This is a genomic window from Promicromonospora sp. CA-289599 (genome assembly GCF_050936155.1).
Taxonomy (GTDB): domain Bacteria; phylum Actinomycetota; class Actinomycetes; order Actinomycetales; family Cellulomonadaceae; genus Promicromonospora.
Map to the genome: position 1 here is coordinate 2,466,151 of NZ_JBNJNI010000001.1, position 22,711 is coordinate 2,488,861.

19 protein-coding genes are annotated in these 22,711 nt (G+C 70.0%); 5 read left to right on the forward strand and 14 right to left on the reverse strand.

Going from position 1 to position 22,711, the window contains the following annotated elements; translation table 11 throughout:
* Window positions 1–92: 92 nt before the first annotated feature.
* The 6 genes from ACQEVI_RS10975 to ACQEVI_RS11000 form a co-directional block, all read right to left on the reverse strand.
* The gene (locus tag ACQEVI_RS10975) at window positions 93–818 is read right to left on the reverse strand and encodes an ABC transporter ATP-binding protein (protein ID WP_432898178.1); all 726 of its coding nucleotides are present in this window, start codon (window positions 816–818) and stop codon (window positions 93–95) included.
* Entirely contained in the window at window positions 815–1,849 is a 1,035-nt protein-coding gene (locus ACQEVI_RS10980; protein WP_432898181.1) for an ABC transporter substrate-binding protein, read from the reverse strand. Before ACQEVI_RS10980 ends, ACQEVI_RS10975 begins: the two co-directional genes overlap by 4 nt.
* Window positions 1,846–2,634 carry an ABC transporter permease gene (locus ACQEVI_RS10985; RefSeq protein ID WP_432898184.1) on the reverse strand — a complete coding sequence of 263 codons (789 nt, stop codon included), beginning with the start codon at window positions 2,632–2,634 and terminating at the stop codon, window positions 1,846–1,848. The genes ACQEVI_RS10980 and ACQEVI_RS10985 overlap by 4 nt, the downstream gene beginning before the upstream one ends.
* Window positions 2,631–2,924, reverse strand: coding sequence for a thiamine-binding protein (locus ACQEVI_RS10990; RefSeq protein ID WP_432898187.1), 294 nt, complete (start codon window positions 2,922–2,924; stop codon window positions 2,631–2,633). Before ACQEVI_RS10990 ends, ACQEVI_RS10985 begins: the two co-directional genes overlap by 4 nt.
* A gap of 329 nt (window positions 2,925–3,253) precedes the next feature.
* Window positions 3,254–4,234, reverse strand: coding sequence for a Gfo/Idh/MocA family protein (locus ACQEVI_RS10995; protein ID WP_432898190.1), 981 nt, complete (start codon window positions 4,232–4,234; stop codon window positions 3,254–3,256).
* Between the two features lie 87 nt (window positions 4,235–4,321).
* Window positions 4,322–6,628: an immune inhibitor A domain-containing protein gene (locus tag ACQEVI_RS11000; protein ID WP_432898193.1), complete on the reverse strand. Its 2,307-nt coding sequence runs from the start codon at window positions 6,626–6,628 to the stop codon at window positions 4,322–4,324.
* A 256-nt stretch (window positions 6,629–6,884) separates the two neighbouring features.
* On the opposite strand from ACQEVI_RS11000, the gene ACQEVI_RS11005 reads away from it, so the two are divergent.
* Window positions 6,885–8,117 carry an MFS transporter gene (locus ACQEVI_RS11005; protein WP_432898196.1) on the forward strand — a complete coding sequence of 411 codons (1,233 nt, stop codon included), beginning with the start codon at window positions 6,885–6,887 and terminating at the stop codon, window positions 8,115–8,117.
* On the opposite strand, the gene ACQEVI_RS11010 is transcribed toward ACQEVI_RS11005, so the two are convergent.
* Window positions 8,098–8,637: a septum formation family protein gene (locus ACQEVI_RS11010; protein ID WP_432898199.1), complete on the reverse strand. Its 540-nt coding sequence runs from the start codon at window positions 8,635–8,637 to the stop codon at window positions 8,098–8,100. The genes ACQEVI_RS11005 and ACQEVI_RS11010 overlap by 20 nt on opposite strands.
* 187 nt (window positions 8,638–8,824) lie before the next feature.
* On the opposite strand from ACQEVI_RS11010, the gene ACQEVI_RS11015 reads away from it, so the two are divergent.
* Both ACQEVI_RS11015 and ACQEVI_RS11020 read left to right on the forward strand, forming a co-directional pair.
* Window positions 8,825–10,123, forward strand: coding sequence for an endonuclease/exonuclease/phosphatase family protein (locus tag ACQEVI_RS11015; protein ID WP_432898202.1), 1,299 nt, complete (start codon window positions 8,825–8,827; stop codon window positions 10,121–10,123).
* A gap of 90 nt (window positions 10,124–10,213) precedes the next feature.
* Entirely contained in the window at window positions 10,214–12,553 is a 2,340-nt protein-coding gene (locus ACQEVI_RS11020; protein ID WP_432898205.1) for a S9 family peptidase, read from the forward strand.
* An 8-nt stretch (window positions 12,554–12,561) separates the two neighbouring features.
* Here the strand turns inward: ACQEVI_RS11020 and ACQEVI_RS11025 are convergent, their stop codons facing one another.
* The 7 genes from ACQEVI_RS11025 to ACQEVI_RS11055 all read right to left on the reverse strand — a co-directional run bounded on the left by ACQEVI_RS11025 (window position 12,562) and on the right by ACQEVI_RS11055 (window position 21,026).
* Entirely contained in the window at window positions 12,562–13,818 is a 1,257-nt protein-coding gene (locus tag ACQEVI_RS11025) for a glycoside hydrolase family 3 N-terminal domain-containing protein (RefSeq protein WP_432898208.1), read from the reverse strand.
* A 60-nt stretch (window positions 13,819–13,878) separates the two neighbouring features.
* Window positions 13,879–14,982: a threonine aldolase family protein gene (locus tag ACQEVI_RS11030; RefSeq protein ID WP_432898211.1), complete on the reverse strand. Its 1,104-nt coding sequence runs from the start codon at window positions 14,980–14,982 to the stop codon at window positions 13,879–13,881.
* 97 nt (window positions 14,983–15,079) lie between these two features.
* Window positions 15,080–15,865 carry an ABC transporter ATP-binding protein gene (locus tag ACQEVI_RS11035; protein WP_432898214.1) on the reverse strand — a complete coding sequence of 262 codons (786 nt, stop codon included), beginning with the start codon at window positions 15,863–15,865 and terminating at the stop codon, window positions 15,080–15,082.
* Window positions 15,862–17,001, reverse strand: a complete 1,140-nt coding sequence (locus tag ACQEVI_RS11040; RefSeq protein ID WP_432898217.1) for an ABC transporter ATP-binding protein — start codon at window positions 16,999–17,001, stop codon at window positions 15,862–15,864. Before ACQEVI_RS11040 ends, ACQEVI_RS11035 begins: the two co-directional genes overlap by 4 nt.
* On the reverse strand, window positions 16,991–17,977 hold the full coding sequence (locus tag ACQEVI_RS11045) for a branched-chain amino acid ABC transporter permease (protein WP_432898220.1): 987 nt from the start codon (window positions 17,975–17,977) through the stop codon (window positions 16,991–16,993). Before ACQEVI_RS11045 ends, ACQEVI_RS11040 begins: the two co-directional genes overlap by 11 nt.
* A gap of 13 nt (window positions 17,978–17,990) precedes the next feature.
* On the reverse strand, window positions 17,991–19,421 hold the full coding sequence (locus tag ACQEVI_RS11050) for a branched-chain amino acid ABC transporter permease (RefSeq protein WP_432898223.1): 1,431 nt from the start codon (window positions 19,419–19,421) through the stop codon (window positions 17,991–17,993).
* Between the two features lie 321 nt (window positions 19,422–19,742).
* Window positions 19,743–21,026 (reverse strand): ABC transporter substrate-binding protein, encoded by a 1,284-nt coding sequence (locus ACQEVI_RS11055; protein WP_432898226.1) that lies wholly within the window; start codon window positions 21,024–21,026, stop codon window positions 19,743–19,745.
* Window positions 21,027–21,558: 532 nt separating this feature from the next.
* Here ACQEVI_RS11055 and ACQEVI_RS11060 point away from each other — a divergent pair.
* Together ACQEVI_RS11060 and ACQEVI_RS11065 are read left to right on the forward strand one after the other, a co-directional pair.
* Window positions 21,559–21,762: a cold-shock protein gene (locus ACQEVI_RS11060; RefSeq protein WP_116677330.1), complete on the forward strand. Its 204-nt coding sequence runs from the start codon at window positions 21,559–21,561 to the stop codon at window positions 21,760–21,762.
* A 191-nt stretch (window positions 21,763–21,953) separates the two neighbouring features.
* Entirely contained in the window at window positions 21,954–22,688 is a 735-nt protein-coding gene (locus ACQEVI_RS11065) for a hypothetical protein (RefSeq protein ID WP_432898229.1), read from the forward strand.
* Window positions 22,689–22,711: the final 23 nt, after the last annotated feature.

A 22,711-nucleotide genomic window follows, 5' to 3' on the forward strand; every position in this document is an offset into this window, starting at 1 on the left:
GTGCGCAGGATCGCGATCACGAGGTTGCATAGCGAGGCAATGCTCTGGGGGTCCTCGTGGTCCCGACCGGCCGGTCGGGACCACGAGGGCGCTCAGTACTCCAGCGCCGCCAGCACCTCAGCCCGGCTCGGGCCCGCCGCGTCCAGCACCACCCGGCCCGGTCGTGCGCTGAGCACCACCACGCGGTCGGCCAGGGCGAGCGCCTCGTCCACGTCGTGCGTCACGAGCACCACCGCCCGCTGCCCGACGCCGGGAGCGGCGTCCCCGACCGGGCCGCCGGCCAGCCCCACCCCCGCGAGCCACTCGTTCATCCGCCGCCGCGTGATCGGGTCGAGCGCGCCGAACGGCTCGTCGAGCAGCAGCACCGGCCGACCGGCCAGGCAGGTCCGCAGCAGCGCGAGCCGCTGGCGCATGCCGCCCGACAGCTCGTGCGGCCACGCCCGCTCGAAGCCGCTCAGGCCGAACGTCTCGAAGAGCTCGGCAGCGCGTGCCTCGGCGTCGGCCCGAGGGACCCTGGCGATCCTGGCCCCGAGCAGCGCGTTGGACCACGCGCGGCGCCAGGGCAGCAGCCCGTCCCGCTGGGGCATCCAGGCGGTGGCGGCTCCGCCGTCGGGCAGGCTGGGGACACGCAGCGTGCCCGAGACCTCCGCGCTCGGCGGCAGCATGCCGCCGAGCGCGCGCAGGAGCGTCGACTTGCCGCACCCCGACGGCCCGACGACGGCGACGAACTCGCCGTCTGCCACCGAGAACTGAACGTTCTCCAGCGCGGCGACGTCACCGAACCGGACGCTCAGCCCGTGTGCGGCGAGCACGCTCACGGCTGGTCGCCCGCCCTGCCCGGGAGGAACTCGTCGGTCCAGGCCGCCTCGGTATCGAAACCGGGCTCGGTGAGCCCCTCCTCCGCGAGGAACGATACGAACCCGTCCCACACCTCGGCCCGCTGCGTGCCCCAGTCGCCCGACGCGTACTGCGGGCCCAGCCATTCCGCGCTCGCCTCGACCAGCTCCGGGTCGAGCTCGGGCGCGGCCGCCAGCAGTGCCTGCACCGCGCGGCCGGGGTCTGCGGCCGCCTCGCCGTACCCGCGCGAGAGCGCCGCGAGGAAACCGCGCGCGACGTCCGGCTCGTCGTCGAGCAGGGAACGGGACGTCGCGACCAGGGGTGTGTACCAGTCCGGGATGCAGTCGAAGTGGTCGCGGAACGCGATGGTCTCGACGTCGAGGCCGTCGACCTCACCGAGCCGGACGGTGTCCCACGCGTCGAAGACCCAGGCCGTGTCGAACTGGTCCTCGGTGAGGCCGATCCGGAAGTCGTCGCTGACCAGGGGCGTGAACTCGACCTTGGCGGGGTCGCCGCCGTCGCACTCCACAAGCTTGCTGATCAGCGCCTTCTCCAGATCCGACTCGTACGAGCCGTACCGCTTGCCCTCGAGATCACGGGGGCGAGTGATGCCGTCGTCCGACAGGCTGATCAGGGACGACGTGTTGTGCTCGATGACGGTGGCCACCGAGACGACGTCGGCCCCCGCCGCGCGCGCCGGGACCAGACCCTCCGCCACGGAGTAGGCGAAGTCGGCCTGGCCGGCCGCGACGAGCTGCAGCCCGGACGTCTCGCCGGGCTCGATGATCTCGACGGTGAGCCCCTCGTCCTCGAACCAGCCCTCGGCCTGGGCGAGATAGAGGCCGGAGTGGTTGGTGTTGGGCGTCCAGTCGAGCACGACGGTGACCTTGCGGAGATCGCCGTCGGACGCCGGGTCCTGGCCGCCGGCCGACGCACCGCAGCCGGCGAGCGCCAGTGGCACCACCGCCGCGAGGGCGGTCGAACGGAGAAGGAAGGTCGGGGAGTGCTTCATGATTTTCCTCTCTGCCACGGCGTCGCGACGCGCGTGAGCACGGCGACGAGGGCGAAGAACAGGCCGGACAGCAGGGCGATCAGGACGACCCCCACGAAGATCTGGTCCACGGCGTAGGCCTTGCGGGACCGCTGCACGAACACGCCGAGCCCGGACTGCCCGGCGAGGTACTCGGCGACGACGGCCGCGCCCACCGCGTACGTCGCGGCGACCCGCAGGCCCGCGAGCGACCCCGGGATCGACGCCGGCAGCCGGACCAGCAGGAACTGGTCCAGCCGGGTGCCGCCGAGGCCGGCCACCATGTCGGCGTGCTCGGCGTCGACGGCGCGCATCGCGCTCACCGCCGAGACGAGCACGGGGAAGAAGACGGTGAGCGCCACCAGGACGATCTTGGGCAGCAGGCCGAAGCCCGTCCACAGGATCATCAGCGGCGCGAGCACCACGACGGGCACCGTCTGCGTGAGCACGACCAGCGGGTACACGGCGTCGCCGGTCACGCGCGAGGCGGTGACCAGGATGCTCAGGACGAGGCCCGCGACGGTGCCGAGCACGAGCCCGGCGACCGCCTCGGTGAGCGTCGTCAGTACGTGCGGGCCGAGCAGGGGCGCCACCTCGACTGCGGTGCGCGCCACCTGTGACGGCGCGGGCAGCACGAACTCGGGCACGCCGGTCAGGCGCACCACCGTCTCCCAGACGGCCAGCAGGACGGCGACGGTGAGGAGCGGGGCGATCACCCGCCCGGCACTCCGCCGTCGGTCGCCCTGCTGGTGGACGCCCTTGCTCACGCCCGAAACTTGGTGATGAGCTCCGAGATGGTAGGACCACCGGAGTCGGCGGTCTCGCTGACCTTGATGTTGGACTGGACGCCGTCGGCGCCCGCCTCGATCGTCGCCTCGTGGACGGCGCGCAGCAGTGCCCACACCTCATCGGGGTTGCCCTGGACGAACGTGCCCATGGCACCCACCTCGTAGGTGAGTCCGGACGCCTGGATGACGGCGATCGCGGCGTCGACGTACGCGTACTTCGCGTCGGGCGTGCCGCTGGGGCGGGGAGAGACCTGGATCTCGGCGAGCATGTGTGCGACCTCCGTGCACGGGCACGCCAGAGGTCGCCGGTTCCTGACAGGGGCGCCGCCGCGTCCCCGTCAGGGGACAACATCGACCGAACGCCCGCGCCGTCAGGCACGTCCTTCCGCTGGCATTACCCAGTTCAAGTGATCGGGTCGATGGCGTCGGGCACGATACCCAGGCCATACCTCTCAGCCCGGCTACCCGAGCTCCCCGCGTTGGCGAGGACACGCTACCTCCCCCGACAGGATCCGCGAAGTAGAGCGCCTGTCCGACACTCCCTCGGTGACCCCGGGAGACTCGGACAGGCGCTCTACTTCGCGGATCTACCGCGGGACTACTCGCCCGGGTACTTCAGGCCGATCTGCTCGCGGATCGTGTCCAGCGTGGCCATGATGGCTACCGTCTCCGCGCGCGAGAGGAGCGGGCTGTCGAGCTCGCCGGCCGCGACCAGGCGCTCGGCCTCGGCGGCCTGGAACTGCATGCCGCGCCCGGTGATCTCGGCGGTGAAGGTCTCGGTCTCGGTGCCCTCGGCGTCGTACACGTGGACCGTCGTTCCGCTGTACCAGACGGCGTCGATCTCGATGCGTCCCTCGGTGCCCAGGATCGAGGCCCGGTTGGGACCCCTCGTGTCCGACGCCGAGATGGTGGTGGCGACCCGGGCGCCGTCGTACCCGAAGATCGTGGCGATGGTGGCGTCCGCACCCGTCTCCTTGAACGTCGCGTGCGACTGCACGGTGAGCGGCTCACCGAACAGGTCCCAGGCGAACGAGACGGGGTAGATGCCCAGGTCGAGCAGCGAACCGCCGCCGAGGGCCAGGTCGTTGATGCGGTGCGCAGGGTCGTCCGGCAGGTCCTGGGTGTGGTCCACCATCAGGGTCCGGACCTCGCCGAGCACGCCCGACGCGATGATCTCGCGCACGCGTGCCATGTGCGGCAGGAACCGGGTCCACATCGCCTCGAGTGCGACGAGGCCCTTCTCCTCGGCGAGCTCCGTGATCTCGCGCGCCTCGGCGGCGTTGACCGTGAACGGCTTCTCGACCAGCACGTGCTTGCCGGCCTCCAGTGCGAGCTTCGCGGCCTCGGCGTGCATCGGGTGCGGCGTGGCGATGTAGACGATGTCGACCTCGGGGTCGTTCACGAGGTTCTCGTACGATCCGTGCGCCGTCGGGATGCCGAAGCGGTCGGCGAAGGCTCGCGCCTTCTCCAGGGACCGGGACCCCACCACCTGCACGGTGAAGCCGTTGTCGTTCAGGTCTGAAGTGAAGGCCGCGGCGATCCCGCCGGCCGCCAGGATGCCCCATCGCAGGTGTGTCATACGTTCGAGCGTAGTGCCCTCGGAACGTGTCAGACGCTCAGGTCACGGGAGTGACCTGAGCGTCTGACACGTTCGTGAGGGGAGGTGTCAGTTGACCTGGATGGTCATGTGGCCCCTCTTGGTGTCCTGCGTGAGGACCTTGATCGTGGTGCCGGTGCCACCGACGATCACCGAGTTACCCGGGTTGCTCTTCTTCCAGTACGCGTTGGGGTTGGTGTCGTCGAACGTCCGCACCGGAGCCTGCTTGCCCTTGACCAGGCGGGTCGCCTCGGTCTCGGACACCTCGCGGTGCAGCGAGAGCTTGTCGGTCCGCTGCAGGCCGAACGTCGCGTCGAAGGACTGGATCCGGGGTCGGGCGATCGTGCCGTCCGACCACTTCATCACCTGGGGACGCGCGTCGACCGGGAGCGCCTGGCCGTGGCCCGGGTGCTGCGACACGTTGTTGTCGCTGTACCGGCTGTTCACGTACCAGATCAGCAGGCCGTCCTGGTAGGGGTAGTGCTCCACCCGGTTGCTGTTGCTGAAGGTCCAGCCGAAGTTGTACGGGCCTTCCTTCAGCGTCGCGTCGTACCCGCCGTACACGCGGTTCTCGGCGACGTAGTAGTGCGAGAACTCGACCTCGTAGGTCCCGTCGGCACCGACCGTCTGGAAGCCCTCGGAGGCCCAGTCCGAGGAGTCCTCGAAGTCCTCGGTCAGCGCGGCGCCCACGGCGACGTCGTCCACCATGAAGCCCGTCTCCGTGGTGCCACCGTCGGTCGAGTAGCGGAACCGGACCGACGCCGTCTGGCCGGCGTACTCGGAGAGGTCGGCCGTCAGGTCGACCCAGGCGCCGTCCGAGCTGCCCGTGATGCCGTTACCGGGGTTGGTCCCGTTCGGGTCCTCGTTCGTCGAGAGGTTGGTCGGCAGGGACGTCCACGAGGCGCCGTCGTCGGTGGAGACCTCCGCGAACGCGTAGTCGAAGTCCACCTCGATGGCGTACTGGACCTTGGCGGCGAGCGAGCCGTCAGCCGGCACGGTGAACGACGGCGACGCGATCGTGTTGTTCAGGTCGTCCGCCTTGCCGGAGTAGACGAACTGGCCGTCGACCGGCGTGACGCCGAGGTCCTCCTTGGCGACGCCGTCCGGCAGGTTGACGATCGCCGCCTGCTCACGCGTGGTGGCGTGGTACGACGGGCCGAGCTTGACGCGCTCGGTGTCACCCGGCTCCACCACCTCGTAGTCGAGCCAACCCAGGAACAGCTTCTCGGTGGCGCCCATGTGGTTCGGCGTGGTGCCGATGGTGCCGTCGCCGTGGCCCATCCACGAACCGGAGCTCATGAGGTTCCAGAAGCCGGTGCCGTTCTCGCCGCCGTCGGTGTCGTAGTAGTCCGGCAGGCCGAGGTCGTGGCCGAACTCGTGCGCGAACACACCGAGGCCACCGTTCTCCGGCTCCGTGGTGTAGTCGCGGATCCAGAGGTCGGAGTCACCGATCTTGATGCCGCCGACCTTCGCGAAGTCGGCCGGGCCGTCCGAGCCGAAGCCGCCCTGGTTCACCGCCCAGCGGTGGGACCAGATCGCCGACTCGGGCGCGCCGGCCTCCTCGCCCTCACCGGCGTGGATCGCCTGGAAGTGGTCGATGTAGCCGTCCGGTTCCGACGTGATGCCGTCGCCGTCCAGGTCGTACCGGTCCCAGACGTCGAACGACTCGAGGTACGCGTCGATCTCCTCGGCGGTCTTGCCCGCCGCGACCTGCTGCTCGTACCAGGCGTCAGCGGTGTCCTGGATGAACCGCGTCATGTCCTCGCCGGACTCGGTGGTGCCGTAGGACGCGGTGCTGTGCGGCACGGTGACCCAGTCGGACACGTCGCCCTGCAGGTCGAACCGGCCCGACGACATCTCGTCGTAGATGCCTGCGAACGACTCACCGCCCTGGTCCTCCAGGCCGGTGAAGAACATCTCCTTGAAGTGCTCGCTGGAGAAGTCGGGCTCCCAGTAGGTGGAGTTGTCGCTGCGCACCGGCTCCGGGATCTCGTTGTGCACCGGGCCTGCTGGGGCGTCCGGGTAGCGCTCGTCGGCCTGGTCACCGAACTCGACGAGGATGCTGAAGAGCTGCGCCGTCTCCTCGACGCCGTACTCCACGTACTCGCGCGGCGAGATCTTCACGACCTTCGACGCGCGGTCGCCCTTGCCACGGATCTCGACCTTGGCCTCGCCGGTGGCGACCAGGTCGACCGCGCGCTGCCGCTTCTCGGTCTGCTTCTCCGCGAGCGGGTCAGGACGGTCGTCCTCCTTCGCGGGCGCCGCCTGCGGCGGCACCTCCTCGGCCGAGGGGGCCGCCGAGGCTGTGATCGGTACGAGGGCTGCGGAGAGCAGCAGGGCAGCTCCCGCGCCGACGGCACAGATGCGTTGGTTCATGTTTCCTCCGTGAAGAGTTGCGGCGTCCGGGACGAGGAGGTGATTCGGGTCGCCGGACCTGCGGGACACCTTTGTCCCTGGAGGAGGAAACCAGGGAAATATTACGACAATGTTGCCTAGGACACACGAATGGCTCACGACCCACGTCTGATATTGGTACATCGAATCGGTCCGACGCCGCGTAGGTTGGTCGCCGTCCGCCGGGCCCGTTCGTCGTCCGGGTGCACCCACGCCCACCGAGCAGCCGGAGTACAGCATGACCTCGAGCAGACCCGTCGCCGCCGCGCGCTTCGCCGCGCCACCCGTGGACCAGCGCCGGGCCGTCATCGCCCTCCTCGCGCTCTCCACGAGCGCCTTCACGTTCGTCACCGCGGAGAACCTGCCGGGCGGCCTGCTCACCCTCATCGCCCCGGACCTGGGCCGGAGCACCTCCGAGATCGGCCTCCTGGTCAGCGCCTACGCCGCCGTCGTCGTCCTCACGTCGCTGCCGCTCTCGCGTCTCACGCGCCGGTTCCCGCGCCGCTTCGTGCTCGCGGCCACCACCGCGGTCTGCACGGTCGGGACGCTGTGGTCGGCGGTGGCGCTCGGCTACGCCGACCTGATGGCCGCTCGCATGGTCACGGCGCTGGGGCAGGCGCTGTTCTGGTCGGTGGTGACGCCGGCCGCGGCGAGCCTGTTCGCCCCCGCTGTCCGCGGCAAGATGATCGCGCGGCTCGCCATCGGCAACTCGCTCGCACCGCTGCTCGGCGTGCCGCTCGGCACCTGGGTGGGTCAGCAGACGAGCTGGCGCACCGCCTTCCTGATGTTCTCCGTGGTGAGCCTCCTCGCGTGCCTCGCGATGGTGATCGCCATGCCGAACGTCGACGCCGAGGAGAGCGGCACCGCCCGCGGCACGCACCCCAGCACGCGCCGCTTCGTGGTGCTCATGGTGGTCACGGTGCTGCTCGTGACCGGCGGGTTCATGATGATCACGTTCGTCACCCAGTTCGTGCTGGAGACGGCGGGCTTTCCCGACCGGTACCTGAGCGTGCTGCTGCTGGGCCAGGGGGTCGCCGGCATGGCGGGGACGCTGCTGACCGGCCAGGTGCTCGACAAGCGGCCGTGGCAGACGATGCTCGTCGCGCTCGGCCTGCTGACCGGGGCGCTGGTGCTCCTGTGGGGCCTCGGGCACGTCCCGGTGCTCGCCCTGGTCGGGCTCGCGCTGTTCGGCCTCGCGTTCAGCGCGCTCCCGCCCGCCCTGTCGTTCCTGTCCATGCAGGTCGCCCCGGGCGCCACCGAGTCGGCGACCGCGATATCGAGCTCCGTGTTCAACCTCGGGATCGGCGGCGGGGCGGCGCTCGGGGCATTGGTGGTCGCCACCGTCGGGGTCAGCACGGTACCCCTGGTGGGGGCGGTGTTCGTGCTGGGCGCCCTGGCGGTGGTCGCGACGGACCTGCGGCTGACGGCGCGACGCGGTGCCGCGCCGCGTCCTACTCCGCTACACCCTTGAGGGTGTCCGTGACTGGTTCCTCGGAGCTGACTACGCACTGCAGGGTGCGGTCATCGAGCCGGTCCCAGGTCTCCTGGGTCGGGAAGAAGCCCGTGTACCCGTACACCGACTCGTCGTAGGACAGGCCGACGAACTTCTCGAACTCGGCGTAGCACCACTCGTCGAACTTCTTCGTCACGGCCTCTGCGCCCGGGAACTCGTTGCCCTCCATGATCAGCTCGGCGTAGACCTCACCGGTGTGCGGCTCGGCGCATGGCACCACCGGCACCGACTCGACCTCGAACTCGTCACCCTCGGAGGAGTCGCCGTATCCCTTGAGCGCCAGCAGGTCTATGCAGTCGCCCTTCAGGATCTCGAAGGCGTCGGCCTCGGCGGAGGCGGTGATCTCGCCGCCGGGCTCGTCGCGCGGGGCATCACCGCCTGACGTGATCTCGTCCAGGATCGCTCCGCAGCCAGTGAGCATCGTGAGAGACACGGTCACAGCGGCGGCCGTGGCGGCGAAGCGGAAAGCTCGGTTCATCGACTCTTCCTCAAGAAACTGCGCGACGGCGAATGCCGTCACCGCGCGGCCGACTGGCCGCCCCGGAAAACTACCGTTATGAACCCTCTGTGCAGGGCTGTTCACACACAGTTCACCCGGTCGAACCGCCTCGGCCCTACGGTGGCTGACGCGGACCACCCGCACGGCACCCGAAGAAGGAGCAGTCATGCGAGCCAGTACCCCCGTGCGCCTGACCAGCGCCGCCGCGGCAGCGGCACTGCTGGCCGGAGCGTTTCTCGCCTCGGCGGGCACAGCGTCGGCAGGCACGGCCACCGTGGGTGCGCCCACGGCAGGCACGGACCGGGCCGGCGCCGGCCACCCCGGCGTCGGCCACCGGTCCCTGCGTGCCGCCACCTACAACCTGTCGCTCAACCGCGCGACGGAGGGTGAGCTCGTCGCCGACCTGTCCACCGGCGACGACGTCCAGGCGGCGACGGTCGCCGAGGTCATCCAGCACGCGAACCCCGACGTCGTGCTGCTCAACGAGTTCGACTACTCGGGCGAAGCCGACCCGTACGCCGCGGCGGACCTGTTCCGCGAGAACTACCTCGAGGTGCCGCAGGGCACGGGCAAGCCGGTGGAGTACCCGTACGCGTTCGTCGCGCCGTCGAACACGGGCATCCCGAGCGGGTTCGACCTGAACAACGACGGGACCGTCGGCGGGGGCGACGACGCGCTCGGCTTCGGTCTGTTCCCTGGGCAGTACGGCATGCTCGTGCTGTCCAAGTACCCCATCCAGCACGACCGCGTGCGCACGTTCCAGGACTTCAAGTGGCAGGACATGCCGGGCGCGCTCCTGCCGGACGACCCCGCCACCGCCGCACCCGCCGACTGGTACTCGGCCGAGGAGCTCGCGGTGCTGCCGCTCTCGAGCAAGTCCCACTGGGACGTCCCGGTGCGGGTCGGCCGTGAGACGGTGCACGTCCTGGCCGCGCACCCGACCCCGCCGTCGTTCGACGGCGCCGAGGACCGCAACGGTCTGCGCAACCATGACGAGATCCGGTTCTGGGCCGACTACGTGCGCGGCGGCTGGCGCTCCTGGTACCAGTACGACGATGAGGGCCGGCGCGGCGGGCTGCGTCCCGGCTCGTCGTTCGTGATCGTCGGCGACTACAACGCCGATCCCGTCGACGGCGACTCCGTGGACTCTGCGATCAACCAGCTGCTGCGCCACCCGCGGATCACGGACCCGCGGGCGACGTCGGCGGGCGGGCCCGAGGCCTCCGCTCTGCAGGCCGGCGCGAACCTCGCGCACCAGGGCGACCCGGCGTTCGACACCGCCGACTTCGCCGACACGACGCCCGGCAACCTGCGCGTCGACTACGTGCTGCCGTCGCGTGACCTGCGCGTCCGGGACGCCGGCGTCTTCTGGCCGGTGGCCGCCGACCCTCTGTCGCGGCTGACGGGCGTCTTCCCGTTCCCGAGCAGCGACCACCGCCTCACCTGGACCGACCTGAAGCTCTGACCCGTCGAGTGCGGGATATTCGCCCTGACAGCCCTGTCCGGACGGCGAATATCCCGCACTCAACGAAGTTTGCGCGGATACGCTTGCGCGGTGCCTGATGCCCTGACTCCTTCAGAGACCGCCCCCTCTACCGCAGAGTCCCCCCTGACGGAGCGCCGCCCGATCGAGCGCACCTTCCACGGCGACACCTTCACCGACGACTACGAGTGGCTGCGCCGCAAGGACGACCCGGACGTCGTCGCGCACCTGGAGGCGCAGAACGCCTGGACGCTCGCCCAGCAGGAGCACCTCGCGCCGCTGCGGCAGACCCTGTTCGACGAGATCAAGGGCCGCACCCTCGAGACCGACCTCTCCGTCCCGTCGCGCGACGGTGACTGGTGGTACTACGCCCGCACGGTCGAGGGCCAGCAGTACCCGATCCACGCGCGCTACCGCGCCGCGGGGCCGGACGACTGGACGCCACGCGTGCTCGAGCCCGGTGAGCCGGTCCCCGGCGAGCAGCTGCTGCTGGACCAGAACGTCCAGGCCGAGGGCCACGACTTCTTCGCGCTCGGTTCGCTCGACGTGTCCGACGACGGCGCCCGGCTGCTCCACGCCACCGACACAGCGGGCGACGAGCGCTACACGCTGCGCGTCCGCGACCTGGCGACCGGCGAGGACCTCCCGGACGAGGTGCGGGACACCGCTCCGGGCGCCATGTTCTCGCCCGACGGCGAGCACATCTTCTACCTCACCGTCGACGACGCCTGGCGGCCGTGGCGGGTGTGGCGGCACCGACTCGGCACACAGTCGTCCGACGACGTGCTCGTGTTCGAGGAGCCCGACGAGCGCTACTGGGTGGGCGTAGGGCTCTCCCGGTCGAAGAAGTACCTCCAGATCGAGCTCGGCTCCAAGGTGACGAGCGAGTCGTGGCTGCTGGAGTCCGACAACCCGACCGGCGACTTCCGCGTGGTGTGGCCGCGCCGCGAGGGCGTGGAGTACACGGTGGAGCACGCGGTGCTGCCCGCCTCGATGGTCGAACCGTCCTCGCTGTCCGAGCCCCCCTCGCTCATCGACCCGCCCTCGCTGGTCGAGCCAGGCGAGACCCGGGACGTCCTCCTGATCCTGCACAACAAGGACGCGCTGAACTTCGAGCTGGTCAGCTCACCCGTTCCCGCGCCCGGCGACACGGTGACCCCGGAGGCGGCGACCGTCGTCGTGGCACACGACGCGGACGTGCGGCTGGAGGGCGTGAGCGCGAGCGAGCGCTACCTGGTGCTCTACTACCGCCGCGGAGCGATCTCCCGCTCGGCGGTCCTGTCCCTGGTCGAGCCCGTCTCGCAGGCCGAGCCCGTCGAGACCCCCCGGCTCGCGACGCCCCGGGCCACCTGGAGCTTCCAGGAGATCTCGTTCGGCCAGCCGCTGGAGTCGGTCGGCGCGGGCGTCGGTGTGTGGGAGCAGCCCAACCTCAAGGTCGGCTACACGTCGTTCGTCACGCCGCAGTCGCTCTACCTGTACGACGTCGCCTCCGGCGAGCGCATCCTGCTCAAGCAGCAGCCGGTGCTCGGCGGCTACGACCCCGGCGACTACGACCAGCGCCGCGAGTGGGCGACGGCCGAGGACGGGACCCGAATCCCGATCTCCCTCGTCTGGCGCAAGGACAAGGTGCGGTTCGGGAACTCGACCGGCTCGGTCACCGAGGGTGGCTCCGCCGGCGAGGCGGGCGCGCCCACCGAGCCCGCGCCCCTCCTCCTGTACGGGTACGGCGCGTACGAGTCGTCGATCGACCCGTACTTCTCGGTCCCGCGCCTGAGCCTGCTCGACCGGGGCGTCGTCTTCGCGATCGCCCACGTGCGAGGCGGCGGCGAGATGGGCCGCGCCTGGTACGACGACGGCAAGCTGAAGTCCAAGCTCAACACGTTCACCGACTTCGTGGCCTGTGGTCGGCATCTCGCCGACACCGGCTGGACGGCGTCCGACCGCATGGTGGCCGACGGCGGCAGCGCGGGCGGGCTGCTCGTCGGGGCCGCCGCCAACCTGGCGCCCGAGCTGTTCGCGGGAGTGCTGGCCGGGGTGCCGTTCGTGGACGCGCTGACGTCGATGCTCGACCCGACGCTCCCGCTGACGGTCACCGAGTGGGACGAGTGGGGCGACCCCCTGCACGACCCCGAGGTCTACGCCCACATGCGCTCGTACACGCCGTACGAGAACGTGGCCGACGACGCCTCGCACTACCCCCGGATCCTCGCCACCACCAGCTTCAACGACACCCGCGTGCTGTACGTGGAGCCGGCGAAGTGGGTGGCCCGGCTGCAGACAGCGGGCGCGCCCGCGATGCTGAAGATCGAGATGTCGGCGGGGCACGGCGGCGTGTCCGGACGGTACTCGGCGTGGGAGCAGATCGCGTTCGAGCACGCATGGGTGCTGGACGTGCTGGGCCTGGCCAGGTAGGACTGCCGCTAGAGGTTCGCTTTGGCCGCGACGACCCGGGCCGCCGCCGCGTCCACCTTCGCGGCGAAGTCCGGGTCGTCCTGCGCTTTCCTGACCAGCGCGTCCACCATCGCCGGGGCGACCGACGGCCGCGCCGAGGCGAGCACCAGGTCCACCCCGGCGTCCACCGCACGGACCGCACGCTCGCCCGGCGGCACACTCTCGACCTGCACCGCCGCCGACAGGTCGTCGGAGATGATGACGCCGTCGAACCCGCGCTCGCGCACCAGGCCGACCACGGTGGGACTGAACACCGCGGGGGCGTCCGGATCGATCCGCGAGTAGACCGCCGACGACATCATGACCAGCCCGGATCCCGCCTCGATCCCCGCGTCGAACACGGCGACCGACGGAGCGTCCTGGCCGGTGACCGTGTCGGTCACGCCCGCCGTGTCGTCGGTGTTGCCCGCGACCCGGCCCAGCCCGGGGAAGTGCTTGATCGAGGTCTGGACGCCCGCGTCGCGCTGGCCCTGCGCGAACGCGTTGCCGTGCGTGATGACGGACTCCGCGGTGTACCCGTAGTTCCGCCCGAAGGAACCGATGGGTGCGTTGGACGACGCGGCGGACTGCGGCACGAGGTCCAGCACCGGCGCGAGGTTGAGGTTCACGCCTGCGGCGGCGAGCTCTTCGCCCCAGACCTCGGACCGTTTCCGCAGATCGGGCGCGGCGAGCGCTGCCTGGTCGAGCGCGCTCGGGATGTCACTGAAGCCAGGGCCGCGGAGCACCTGCACCGCGCCGCCCTCCTGGTCCGTAGCCACGAAGAGGGGCTCCTGTTGCCGGTCCGCCGCGTCGACGGCGGCGTCCACCAGGTTCTTCACCGGCTGCCGGCCCGCCTTGGTCCGGCCGTGCAGGAACACGCCGCCGATCTGGCCGTCGCGGAGCATGTCGAACGTCGGCTGGAACGGGCCGGCGACCGGCAGACCCACCATGAGGATCTGGCCGACCTTCTCCTCCAGGGTCCAGCCGTCCACCAGCGAGAGGTCGGGCTCCCCCGGTGTCGGCCCGGGCGTGGGTCGTGCGGTCGGCGTCGGCCGAGCGGTCGGCGTGGCACTGGTCGTCGGCTCCCCCGGCGACGCACTGCTCGGCGCAGGGCTCGGCTGTGCGTCAGTCTGGACCGGTCCGGGGAGCGACGACGGATCAGGCTCCCCTGTCAGACCGGAGCAGCCGGCGGTCAGGACCGCCGCCGTGAGAACCGCGGCGACGGCGCGCGGGCGAAAACGGGTCATGGACCTCAGTCTCACCCCATCGGGTGAACCACGGGCGACGAGAGGCCCGGTCCGGTCTGCTCAGACCGCGCCGACGAGCGCCCGCACGAACCCGTCGACGTCCGCCTCCGTGGTGTCCCACGAGCACATCCAGCGGACCTCGACCCGGTCCGCCGTCTCGCCCGGCGCCCAGTCGTAGAACCGCGCGTGGGCACGCAGCCGGTCGGCCGCGCCGCGGGGCAGCGTCGCGAACACGACGTTCGCGTCGGTGGGGCAGGTGATGCGGACCGGCTCGGTCAGCCCTGCCGCCTCGATACCCGCCCGCAGTCGCGCGGCCATCCCGTTCGAGTGCGCGGCGTTCCGCAGCCACAGCGGCGCACCCTCCCCCGTGCCCGACGTCGGCGTGCCTGGCTCGCCGAGCAGCGCCAGGAGCTGCGCGGACACGAACCGGGTCTTCGACGCGAGCTGCATCGTGGCCTTGCGCAGGTACGGGACGGCCTCGCCCAGGTCCGCCCGTACACCGGCCGCGTGGCCGCCGTCGGAGAGCACCACCACCGCCTCGCCCAGCATGCCGCCGTTCTTCGCGGCTCCGAAGGACAGGACGTCGACGCCGACGTCGGTCGTGATCTCCCGCAGCCCGACGCCGAGCGTCGCCGCCGCGTTCGCGAGGCGGGACCCGTCGACGTGAACCTGCAGGCCTGCCGCGTGGGCGGTGTCGGCGAGAAGCTTGAGGTCGGCAACCGAGTAGACGGTGCCGAGCTCGGTGACCTGCGTGAGGCTCAGGACTGCGGGCTGGGCGCGGTGCACGTTGCCGATGTCGCCGGCGTAGCGGTCCACGGCGTCGGGCCCGATGCGGCCCGCCACGCTCGGCGCCGTCAGGATCTTGAGGCCGCCGACGCGTTCCGGGGCGCCGTTCTCGTCCGTGTGGACGTGCGCGACGTCGCTCGCGATCACGGAGCCCCAGCGTGGGGCGGTGGCCATGAGGCTGATGACGTTCGCACCGGTGCCGTTCAGCACGGGGAAGATGCGGGCGCGCTCACCGAACACCTCGGCTGCCCGGTTCTGGAGCCGGGCGGACACGGGATCGTCGCCGTAGGACACGGCGGGACCGTCGTTCGCCGCGACGATCGCGGCCATGACCTCGGGGTGGACGGGGGCGTAGTTGTCAGAGGCGAACTGCTGCACCCGGCCATTCTCCTCCCCGTTGCCGAAGTAGAGCGCCTGTCCGGGTCTCCCTCGTACCACGAGGGAGACCCGGACAGGCGCTCTACTTCGGCAACCTTCAGGAGGCCTTGTCGACGTCCTCCGCCAGCGTCCCCAGGTACAGCGAGATCACCTTGGGGTCGGCCTGGAGCTCCCGGCCGGTCCCGGTGTGCGCGTCCGTACCCTGGTCCAGCACGTAGCCGCGATCGCAGATCTGCAGGCAACGCCGCGCGTTCTGCTCCACCATGATCACGGACACGCCGGCCTTGTTGATCATGCGGGTACGCAGGAACGTCTCGTCCTGACGCACCGGCGACAGACCGGCGGACGGCTCGTCGAGCAGCAGCACCGACGGGTTCATCATGAGCGCGCGGGCCATGGCGACCATCTGACGCTCACCACCCGACATGGCGCCCGCCCGCTGGTTGCGCCGCTCGCCCAGGTTCGGGAACAGGTCGGTGATGAACTCGAACCGCTCCTTGAACGTCTTCGGACGCAGGAACACACCCATGCGCATGTTCTCCTCGACGGTGAGCGAGGGGAACACGTTGTTGTTCTGCGGGACGAATCCGACGCCGCGCTCCACGAGCAGGTTCGCCTTCATACCCGTGATGTCGTCGCCCTCGAGGACCACCTTGCCGCTGTGGATCTTCACGAGCCCGAACAGGGCCTTGAGCAGCGTGGACTTGCCGGCGCCGTTGGGGCCGATGATGCCGACGAGCTCACCCTTGCCCACCTCGATGGAGCAGTCCTGGAGGATGTTGACGCCGGGCACGTAGCCGGCCACCAGGTGCTCGGCGCGCAGCAGCAGCTCGGGGGTCTTCGCCTCGGTCTGCTGCGCCTCGGGAGTTGTCGCCTCGCTCATCGCTTCTCCTCCTCGGCCTCGAGCCGGGCCAGCACTGCGGGGTCGAGCAGCGCGTCGTCCCCAAGATCGGTGTCGTGGTGGGCGCCGAGGTAGGCGTCCACCACTGCCTGGTCCTGCATCACGCTGTCCGGCGGGCCCTCGGCCACGATGCGGCCCTCCGCCATGACGACCACCCAGTCGGAGATGTGCCGCACGGCGTGCATGTCGTGCTCGACGAAGAGCACGGTCATGCCCTCGTCGCGCAGCGCCTGGACGTGGTGGAGCAGGGACTGCACCAGGGCGGGGTTCACGCCGGCCATGGGCTCGTCGAGCATGATCATGGTCGGGTCGGTCATGAGCGCCCGCGCCATCTCCAGCAGCTTGCGCTGCCCACCGGAGAGCGACCCCGCGAAGTCGTCCTTCTTCGCGGCGAGGTTGAACCGCTCCAGGATCTCCATCGCCTTGACCGTGTTCCGCTTCTCCACGCCCGACCACAGCGGCCGGAACAGGGAACCGAACAGGTTCTCGCCCGGGTTGCCCGGCGCGGCCAGCAGCATGTTCTGCAGCACTGTCAGGCGCGACAGCGCCTTGGTGAGCTGGAACGTGCGGACCATGCCGGTGCGGGCCAGCTTCGCGGCGCTCGTGCGGGCGATCGGCCTGCCCTCGAACTCCCACGTGCCCTGGTTGGGCTTGTCGAAGCCGGTCAGCAGGTTGAAGAAGGTGGTCTTCCCGGCACCGTTGGGACCGATCAGCGCGGTGATGGCACCGCGCTGCACCTCGAGGTGGTCCACGTCGACGGCGGTCATGCCGCCGAAGCGGCGCTGCACACCGGTGGCCATGAGGATCACGTCCGGCTTGGCGACGCCGACCTTCGGCTCCACGTGGCTCAGGATCTCGGTCACCTTCTTGGCCGCCGCGCTGCGCTCGGACCCCGAGGCCGCCGCTTCGGCGTCGGCGGCAGCCGCCGAACCGATCAGCTCGTCGTCCTCGTCGGACGTGACGGGCTCAGCGGTCTCGGACGCCACGCCGGGCTCAGCGGTCTCGGCAGGCTCGACGGTCTCGACCGGTCCAGCGGTCTCGGCAGGCTCGACGGTCTCGACCGGTCCAGCGGTCTCGACCTGCTCGCCAGGCTCGTTCTCGTTCTTGTCAACGGACATCGAAGGCGAGCTCCTTCTTGTTACCCAGAATTCCTTGCGGCCGGAAGATGACGATGCACATCAGCGCGACGCCCACCATCAGACCGGCGAGGTGCTCCACATTCTCTGAGGGGATGACGTCGCCGAGCCCCGCACGCATGCCGGTACGGAGCAGCATGTAGACGAAGAAGAACAGCATCGAGCCCAGCACCGGACCCCACAGGGTGGCCGCGCCGCCGAGCAGCATGACGGTCCAGACGAAGAACGTCAGGGTGCGGCCCATGTTGTCCGGCGCCACGGATATCGGTAGCACGAACAACATGCCCGCCAATGATCCGGCGATGCCGCCCAGGACCAGCGCCTGCATCTTGTAGGAGAAGACGTTCTTGCCGAGGGCGCGCACGGCGTCCTCGTCCTCGCGGATGCCCTTGAGCACACGGCCCCACGGGCTACGGGTGATGAGCCAGACCAGGAGCACGGCGATCAGCACGACGCTCCACGCGAAGATACGGGTCCACCAGGAGTCCGACCCGTTGTGGATGTACTCCAGCGGTCCGATGGCGGTACGGCCGTCGGGCAGCGGGGACAGGTCCTGGAAGGTGCCCTTGTAGGCGGTACCGGCCAGGCCGGAGGCGCCGCCGGTGTACTCGGCCCAGAGCGTGGACCGCCCGGCGAACCGGATGATCTCCGCGGCGGAGATGGTCACGATCGCGAGATAGTCACCACGCAGCTTCAGTGTGGGGATACCCAGGACCAGGGCGAGCAGCGCGCCCGCGGCCGCCGCGATGAGGAACGCGATCCAGAACGGCGCGCCCTCGATGGTGGCGATCGCGAACCCGTAGGCGCCCATCAGCATGAACCCGGCCTGGCCGATGTTCAGCAGCCCGGTGTACCCGAAGTGCAGGTTGAGGCCGATCGCCGCGAGGGCGTAGGCGGCGGTGGCGGGCGCGACCAGCTGGGCGAGCGCCTGGATGAGGATACGAATCAGTTCGTCCATGACGATTCTCCTTTCAGCCGACCCGCACGGCGCGGCCGAGCAGGCCCTGCGGCCTGATCAGCAGCACGAGGATGAGGATCAAGAGGCCCGACGCGTACCGAAGGCTGCTCGGCATGCCGGGGATGAGGGTGGACATCTCGACCACGAGGCCGATCACGATCGAACCGGCCAGGGCGCCGAACGCGGTGCCCATGCCGCCGAGCGTCACGGACGCGAACATCAGGAGCAGCAGGATCATCCCGAGCGTCCAGGTGAACGACCCGAACGAGATGGCCAGCAGCATGCCGGACAGGCCGGCCAGGCCGGTGGACATCGTCCAGACGATGCGGACGATGCGGTCCGGGTTGATCCCGGTGGCGGCCGCGAGCGCCGGGTTGTCCGACACCGCACGCGTGGCACGACCGATCCGCGTCTGCGTCAGGAACCAGGCGATGGCCCCGATCACGCCCAGGGCCACGAGCATCGACAGCCAGGACGCGGCGCTCAGGGTGATGCCCGCGATCTCCACCGGTCGTGCGTTGAACGGCAGCACCCGCTGCGAGCGGCCGCCGATGAACATCTGGATCACGTACTGCAGCGACATCGAGAGGCCGATGGTCACGATCATGAGCTGCATGACTGGGGTGCCACGTCTGCGTAGTGGCCCCCACAGGACAACGTCCTGGAACCACCCCGTCGCGGCGCAGATGACGATCGTGGCCAGGACGGCCGCCCAGATGGGCAGGTCCCACCAGTTGACCGAGATGAATCCCAGCAGGGCACCGAGCGTCACCTGCTCACCGTGCGAGAAGGTCGAGATGCCGGTGGTCCCGTAGATCAGGCTGAGCCCCACCGAGGCGAGCGCGAGCAGCAGACCGAACCGGATGCCCGAGCCGAACTGCTGCCAGACCTGGCTGAAGGCGGGCCAGCCGGACACGTTCTCGGTGGTTCCCTCGCCTCCGATACCGCTGTCCTCTGCCTCGGCGTCGCTCCCGCCGCCGGTCTCTGACGGCGCTGTCGTCGAACCGGTCTCCGCCGGGGCCGCACCCTCCGTGACGCGGAACGCGCCACGCGCCGTCGAGCCCGTCTGGGCGACGACCTGACGCTCCGGGACGTCCGTGCTCATGCCGTCGGGCACCGTCGCCGGGTCGATGGTCAGCGTGTAGCGGCCCACCGTGGGCACCGCGACGGACACCGGTCCGTCCGTGGAGGTGACGACCTCCTCGAAGTCGTTACCGGTGATCGTCACGTCGATGCCGGGCACGGGATCGTTGTTGGTGTCGAGCACGATCGGGGAGACGCACGCGGTCGTCCCGTCAGGGGTGCAGTCAGTGGCGATGTCCGCACTGGATGCGGCAGCGGGTGCGGCGAGCATCGCCGCGCTCGCGGTCAAGCCCGCGAGCACCGCCACGCCTACGGCGAGAGCTCGCCGCGCCGCGGACGCGATTGGTCGGTCGGCTGTCATGGACCGGGTCCTCCGTGGTGTCAGGGCTGGTCCCGGGGTTCTCCCGGTTCCATCGTTCTCCCCGTGATGTAGCAGCCCTGAACGGGCCGTGTATCGCAAGGGTTTGCACAAGCGTGCCGGAAGTGTAGCCGTGCTTTGTGTCACATCTGACGGGGCCGTGTCACACGGAAGCGTTAGCCTCCGGCCTCCGTCTGCCCACGGGTCGGTGACCTGGGCGGGTACGACGACGGCCCGGTCGCCCTCCGCACGGAAGGCGATCAGGCCGTCGTCGTCAGGGGCTGGTGGCCGACCGCGGTCGGCCGGTCACCAGGAGATCGCGGACTACTCCGCGACCTCACCCTCGATGGACCGCGCGAAGACGTTCACGTTGTCCTCGCCGTACTCGTAGACGCCGATGAGCGCGGACGTCGGGTCGTTCTGCTCGTTCAGCGGGCCTACACCGGACTGACCCTTGTAGTGGATCTCGTCGCCGGCCTCGAGGGCCGTGACGCCCTCCTCGAACGATGTGACCTCGGTGCCGCCCTCCGCACCGGAGACCGCCTTGATGTTCTCCGAGATGGTGGTGCCGTCGGTGCCGTCGCCGCGGACCGCGGCGAGCGCGGCCAGGATCACGGCGTCGTACGACTCGGCCGCGTAGGAGTAGTCGGAGAGCTCGCTGCCCTCGTTCTCCTCGTACCAGCCGGTCAGCCGCTCCCGGAACTCCTCAGGGGCCTGCGCACCGGGGATGGTGCCGACGACGCCCTCGAGCGTGCCGGGGTCGAAGTCCTCCTCGTACGACGCGGTGTTGCCGTCGCAGAAGTAGGTGGTGCCGTTGAAGTCCCAGTCCTGCGAGGTGAGCTCCGAGACGATCGCCTTGGTCTCCTCGAAGGCGATGACCGCGATCGCGTCCGGCTCGGTCGACAGGGCGCTCGTGACGATCGACGAGAAGTTGCTCTCCCCGGGGGGGAACTCGTCGCCCTCACCGGTGGCGCCGTACACGACCTCGCCGCCGCCGGCCTCGATGGCCTGCTGGACGTTGTCACGCAGACCGGTGCCGTAGGCCTCGTCCTGGACGATCATGGCGACCTTCTGGTGGCCGCCGTCAAGGATCAGCGAGCCGAGCGCCGCGCCCTGGACGGTGTCCGGCGGCGCCGTGCGGGTGAAGAAGTCGCTCGCACCCGACAGGTCGGTGGCCGTGTTGGCCGGCGAGATCTGCATGACGCCAGCCTCGGTGAACTGGTCCACCACGTTGAGGCTGACGGCTGACGACGCGGCGCCGATGACCACCTGGGCGCCCTTGCTGATCAGGTCGGTAGCGGTCTGCTGCGCGACGCTGGTGTCCGTCGTGTCACCGGAGTCGCCCTGCTCCATGGTGACGTCGTTGCCGAGTACTCCGCCGGCTTCGTTGATGTCGTCGATCGCCAGACCGACGCCGGCGACCTCGGGCGGGCCGAGGAAGGCGAGCGTGCCGGTGAGCGGGAGGATGGTGCCGACGATGAGCGGATCCTGGGACCCAGCGCCGTCGCCGTCGCCACCCGCATCCGTGGTCGTGGAGCAGGCCGCGAGGCCCACGCTGAGGACAGCTGCGATCGCGAGACCGCGCGCCGCCGTGGAACGTCGAATCATTCTGCTGTTCCCCTTCGAGCGGGAGTGAACCTGACGTGGCGACTTGCCTCGTCGTGGCGTGAACGTAGTCACACTCTGTGTCACCAATGTGTCTAGTCCGCCACACCGACTCGATCGTTACGAGGATGTTACCCGGGTCACACAGTGCCCCAAGAGCAGGGGTGAAAACGGGATTCGGACGGAAAAGAGGCATGGCGGCGGCGGCGCGGAAAGGTCACTTCCGGGCCCGGCGCACGCCGCCCTGGGCCACTCGGTTCAGCTGCGGAACTGCGTGAACGAGGCAGTCGCCGGGTTCGCGCCGATCCGGCCGTCCGACGAGTCAAGGTCGACGCCGAGGCCCAGAAAACTGGGCCTCGGACCCCTCGGATACAACTCAGATGCAAGTCACTGAAGATTGGTCGGGCTTTCCTTGCGTCTGGCGGGTAGGGTAGGGGCGTTGCAGTGCCTCGATCGTTCTTCCGTGAGATGACGACGACACCGTGATTATGCGATCCCGACGGTCGGGGTCGTCGCCTCATGCAAGGAGCAGTACATGGCATTCGGAACCGTCAAGTGGTTCAACGCCGAGAAGGGCTTCGGGTTCATCGCACCCGAGGACGGTGGGCAGGACGTGTTCGCTCACTTCAGCGCGATCCAGTCGGACGGCTACCGTTCACTGGAGGAGAACCAGCGCGTCGAGTTCGACGTGAAGCAGGGCCCCAAGGGCCTGCAGGCGGAGAACATCCGCCCGATCTGATCCCTCAGACTTCGCAACCATCGCGCTGAGCTCAGCTGAGTTCGTCGCAGGTTGTACGACGTCGGCCCGGTCACCTTTCGAGGTGACCGGGCCTTCGCCATTTCAGCCAGTGGACCGACGGCTCGATCCGGAACCGTTGGGCCGCGCCGGGCGTTCCCCACCTGGACCGTCACCCTACGAAGGACGAGATCATGGGCTTCCTCGACCGACTGCTCGGCCGCGAGCCGCGCGAGCAGATCCCCGGCATGTACCAGGGCGGCAGCATGCCGCGAGAGCAGTACCGGCAGCAGCCGGGCCGGACCCCCGAGTACGGCAGCGCACCCGTCTACGGTTCCGCCGCGAGCACAGGCCGCAGTGAGGACGAGGTGGCGATCGAGCGCTACCGCTACCTGCTCCGCACCGCCCCGCCGGACCAGGTCGAGGAGGCGCACGCCGAGGCGTTCGCGCAGCTCACACCTGAACAGCGGAGGCAGGTCCAGGCGCAGCTCAGCGAGACCGTACCGGCGAACGAGCGCGCCACCTCGGACGAGCCGCGCGACCTGGCGCGCATGGCGACCCGTGCCGAGATGCGCAACCCCGGCACCCTGGAGCGCAACTTCGGGCAGAGCCGCGGCCCGGGCTTCGGCTCCATGCTCGGCGCGAGCATGCTCGGCACGATCGGCGGCATGGTCATCGGCTCCGCCGTGGCGGACATGATGTTCGGCAGCTCCTTCGGCGACCCGGCGCAGGACTTCGCCGGTGGCGAGGAAGGCGCCGGCGAGGCCGGCGGCGCGGAGGAAGCGGGCGCCGAGGGTGGCGAGGCCGGCGCTGAGCCGGTCGAGGCCTCCGGCGGCGACGCCGGTGGTGATGCGGGCGGTGGCTTCTTCGGAGACTTCGGGGGCGGCGGCGACTTCGGCGGGGGCGACTTCGGGGGCGGCGAGTTCTGACCCTCCGCTGGACGGGCGCCGTC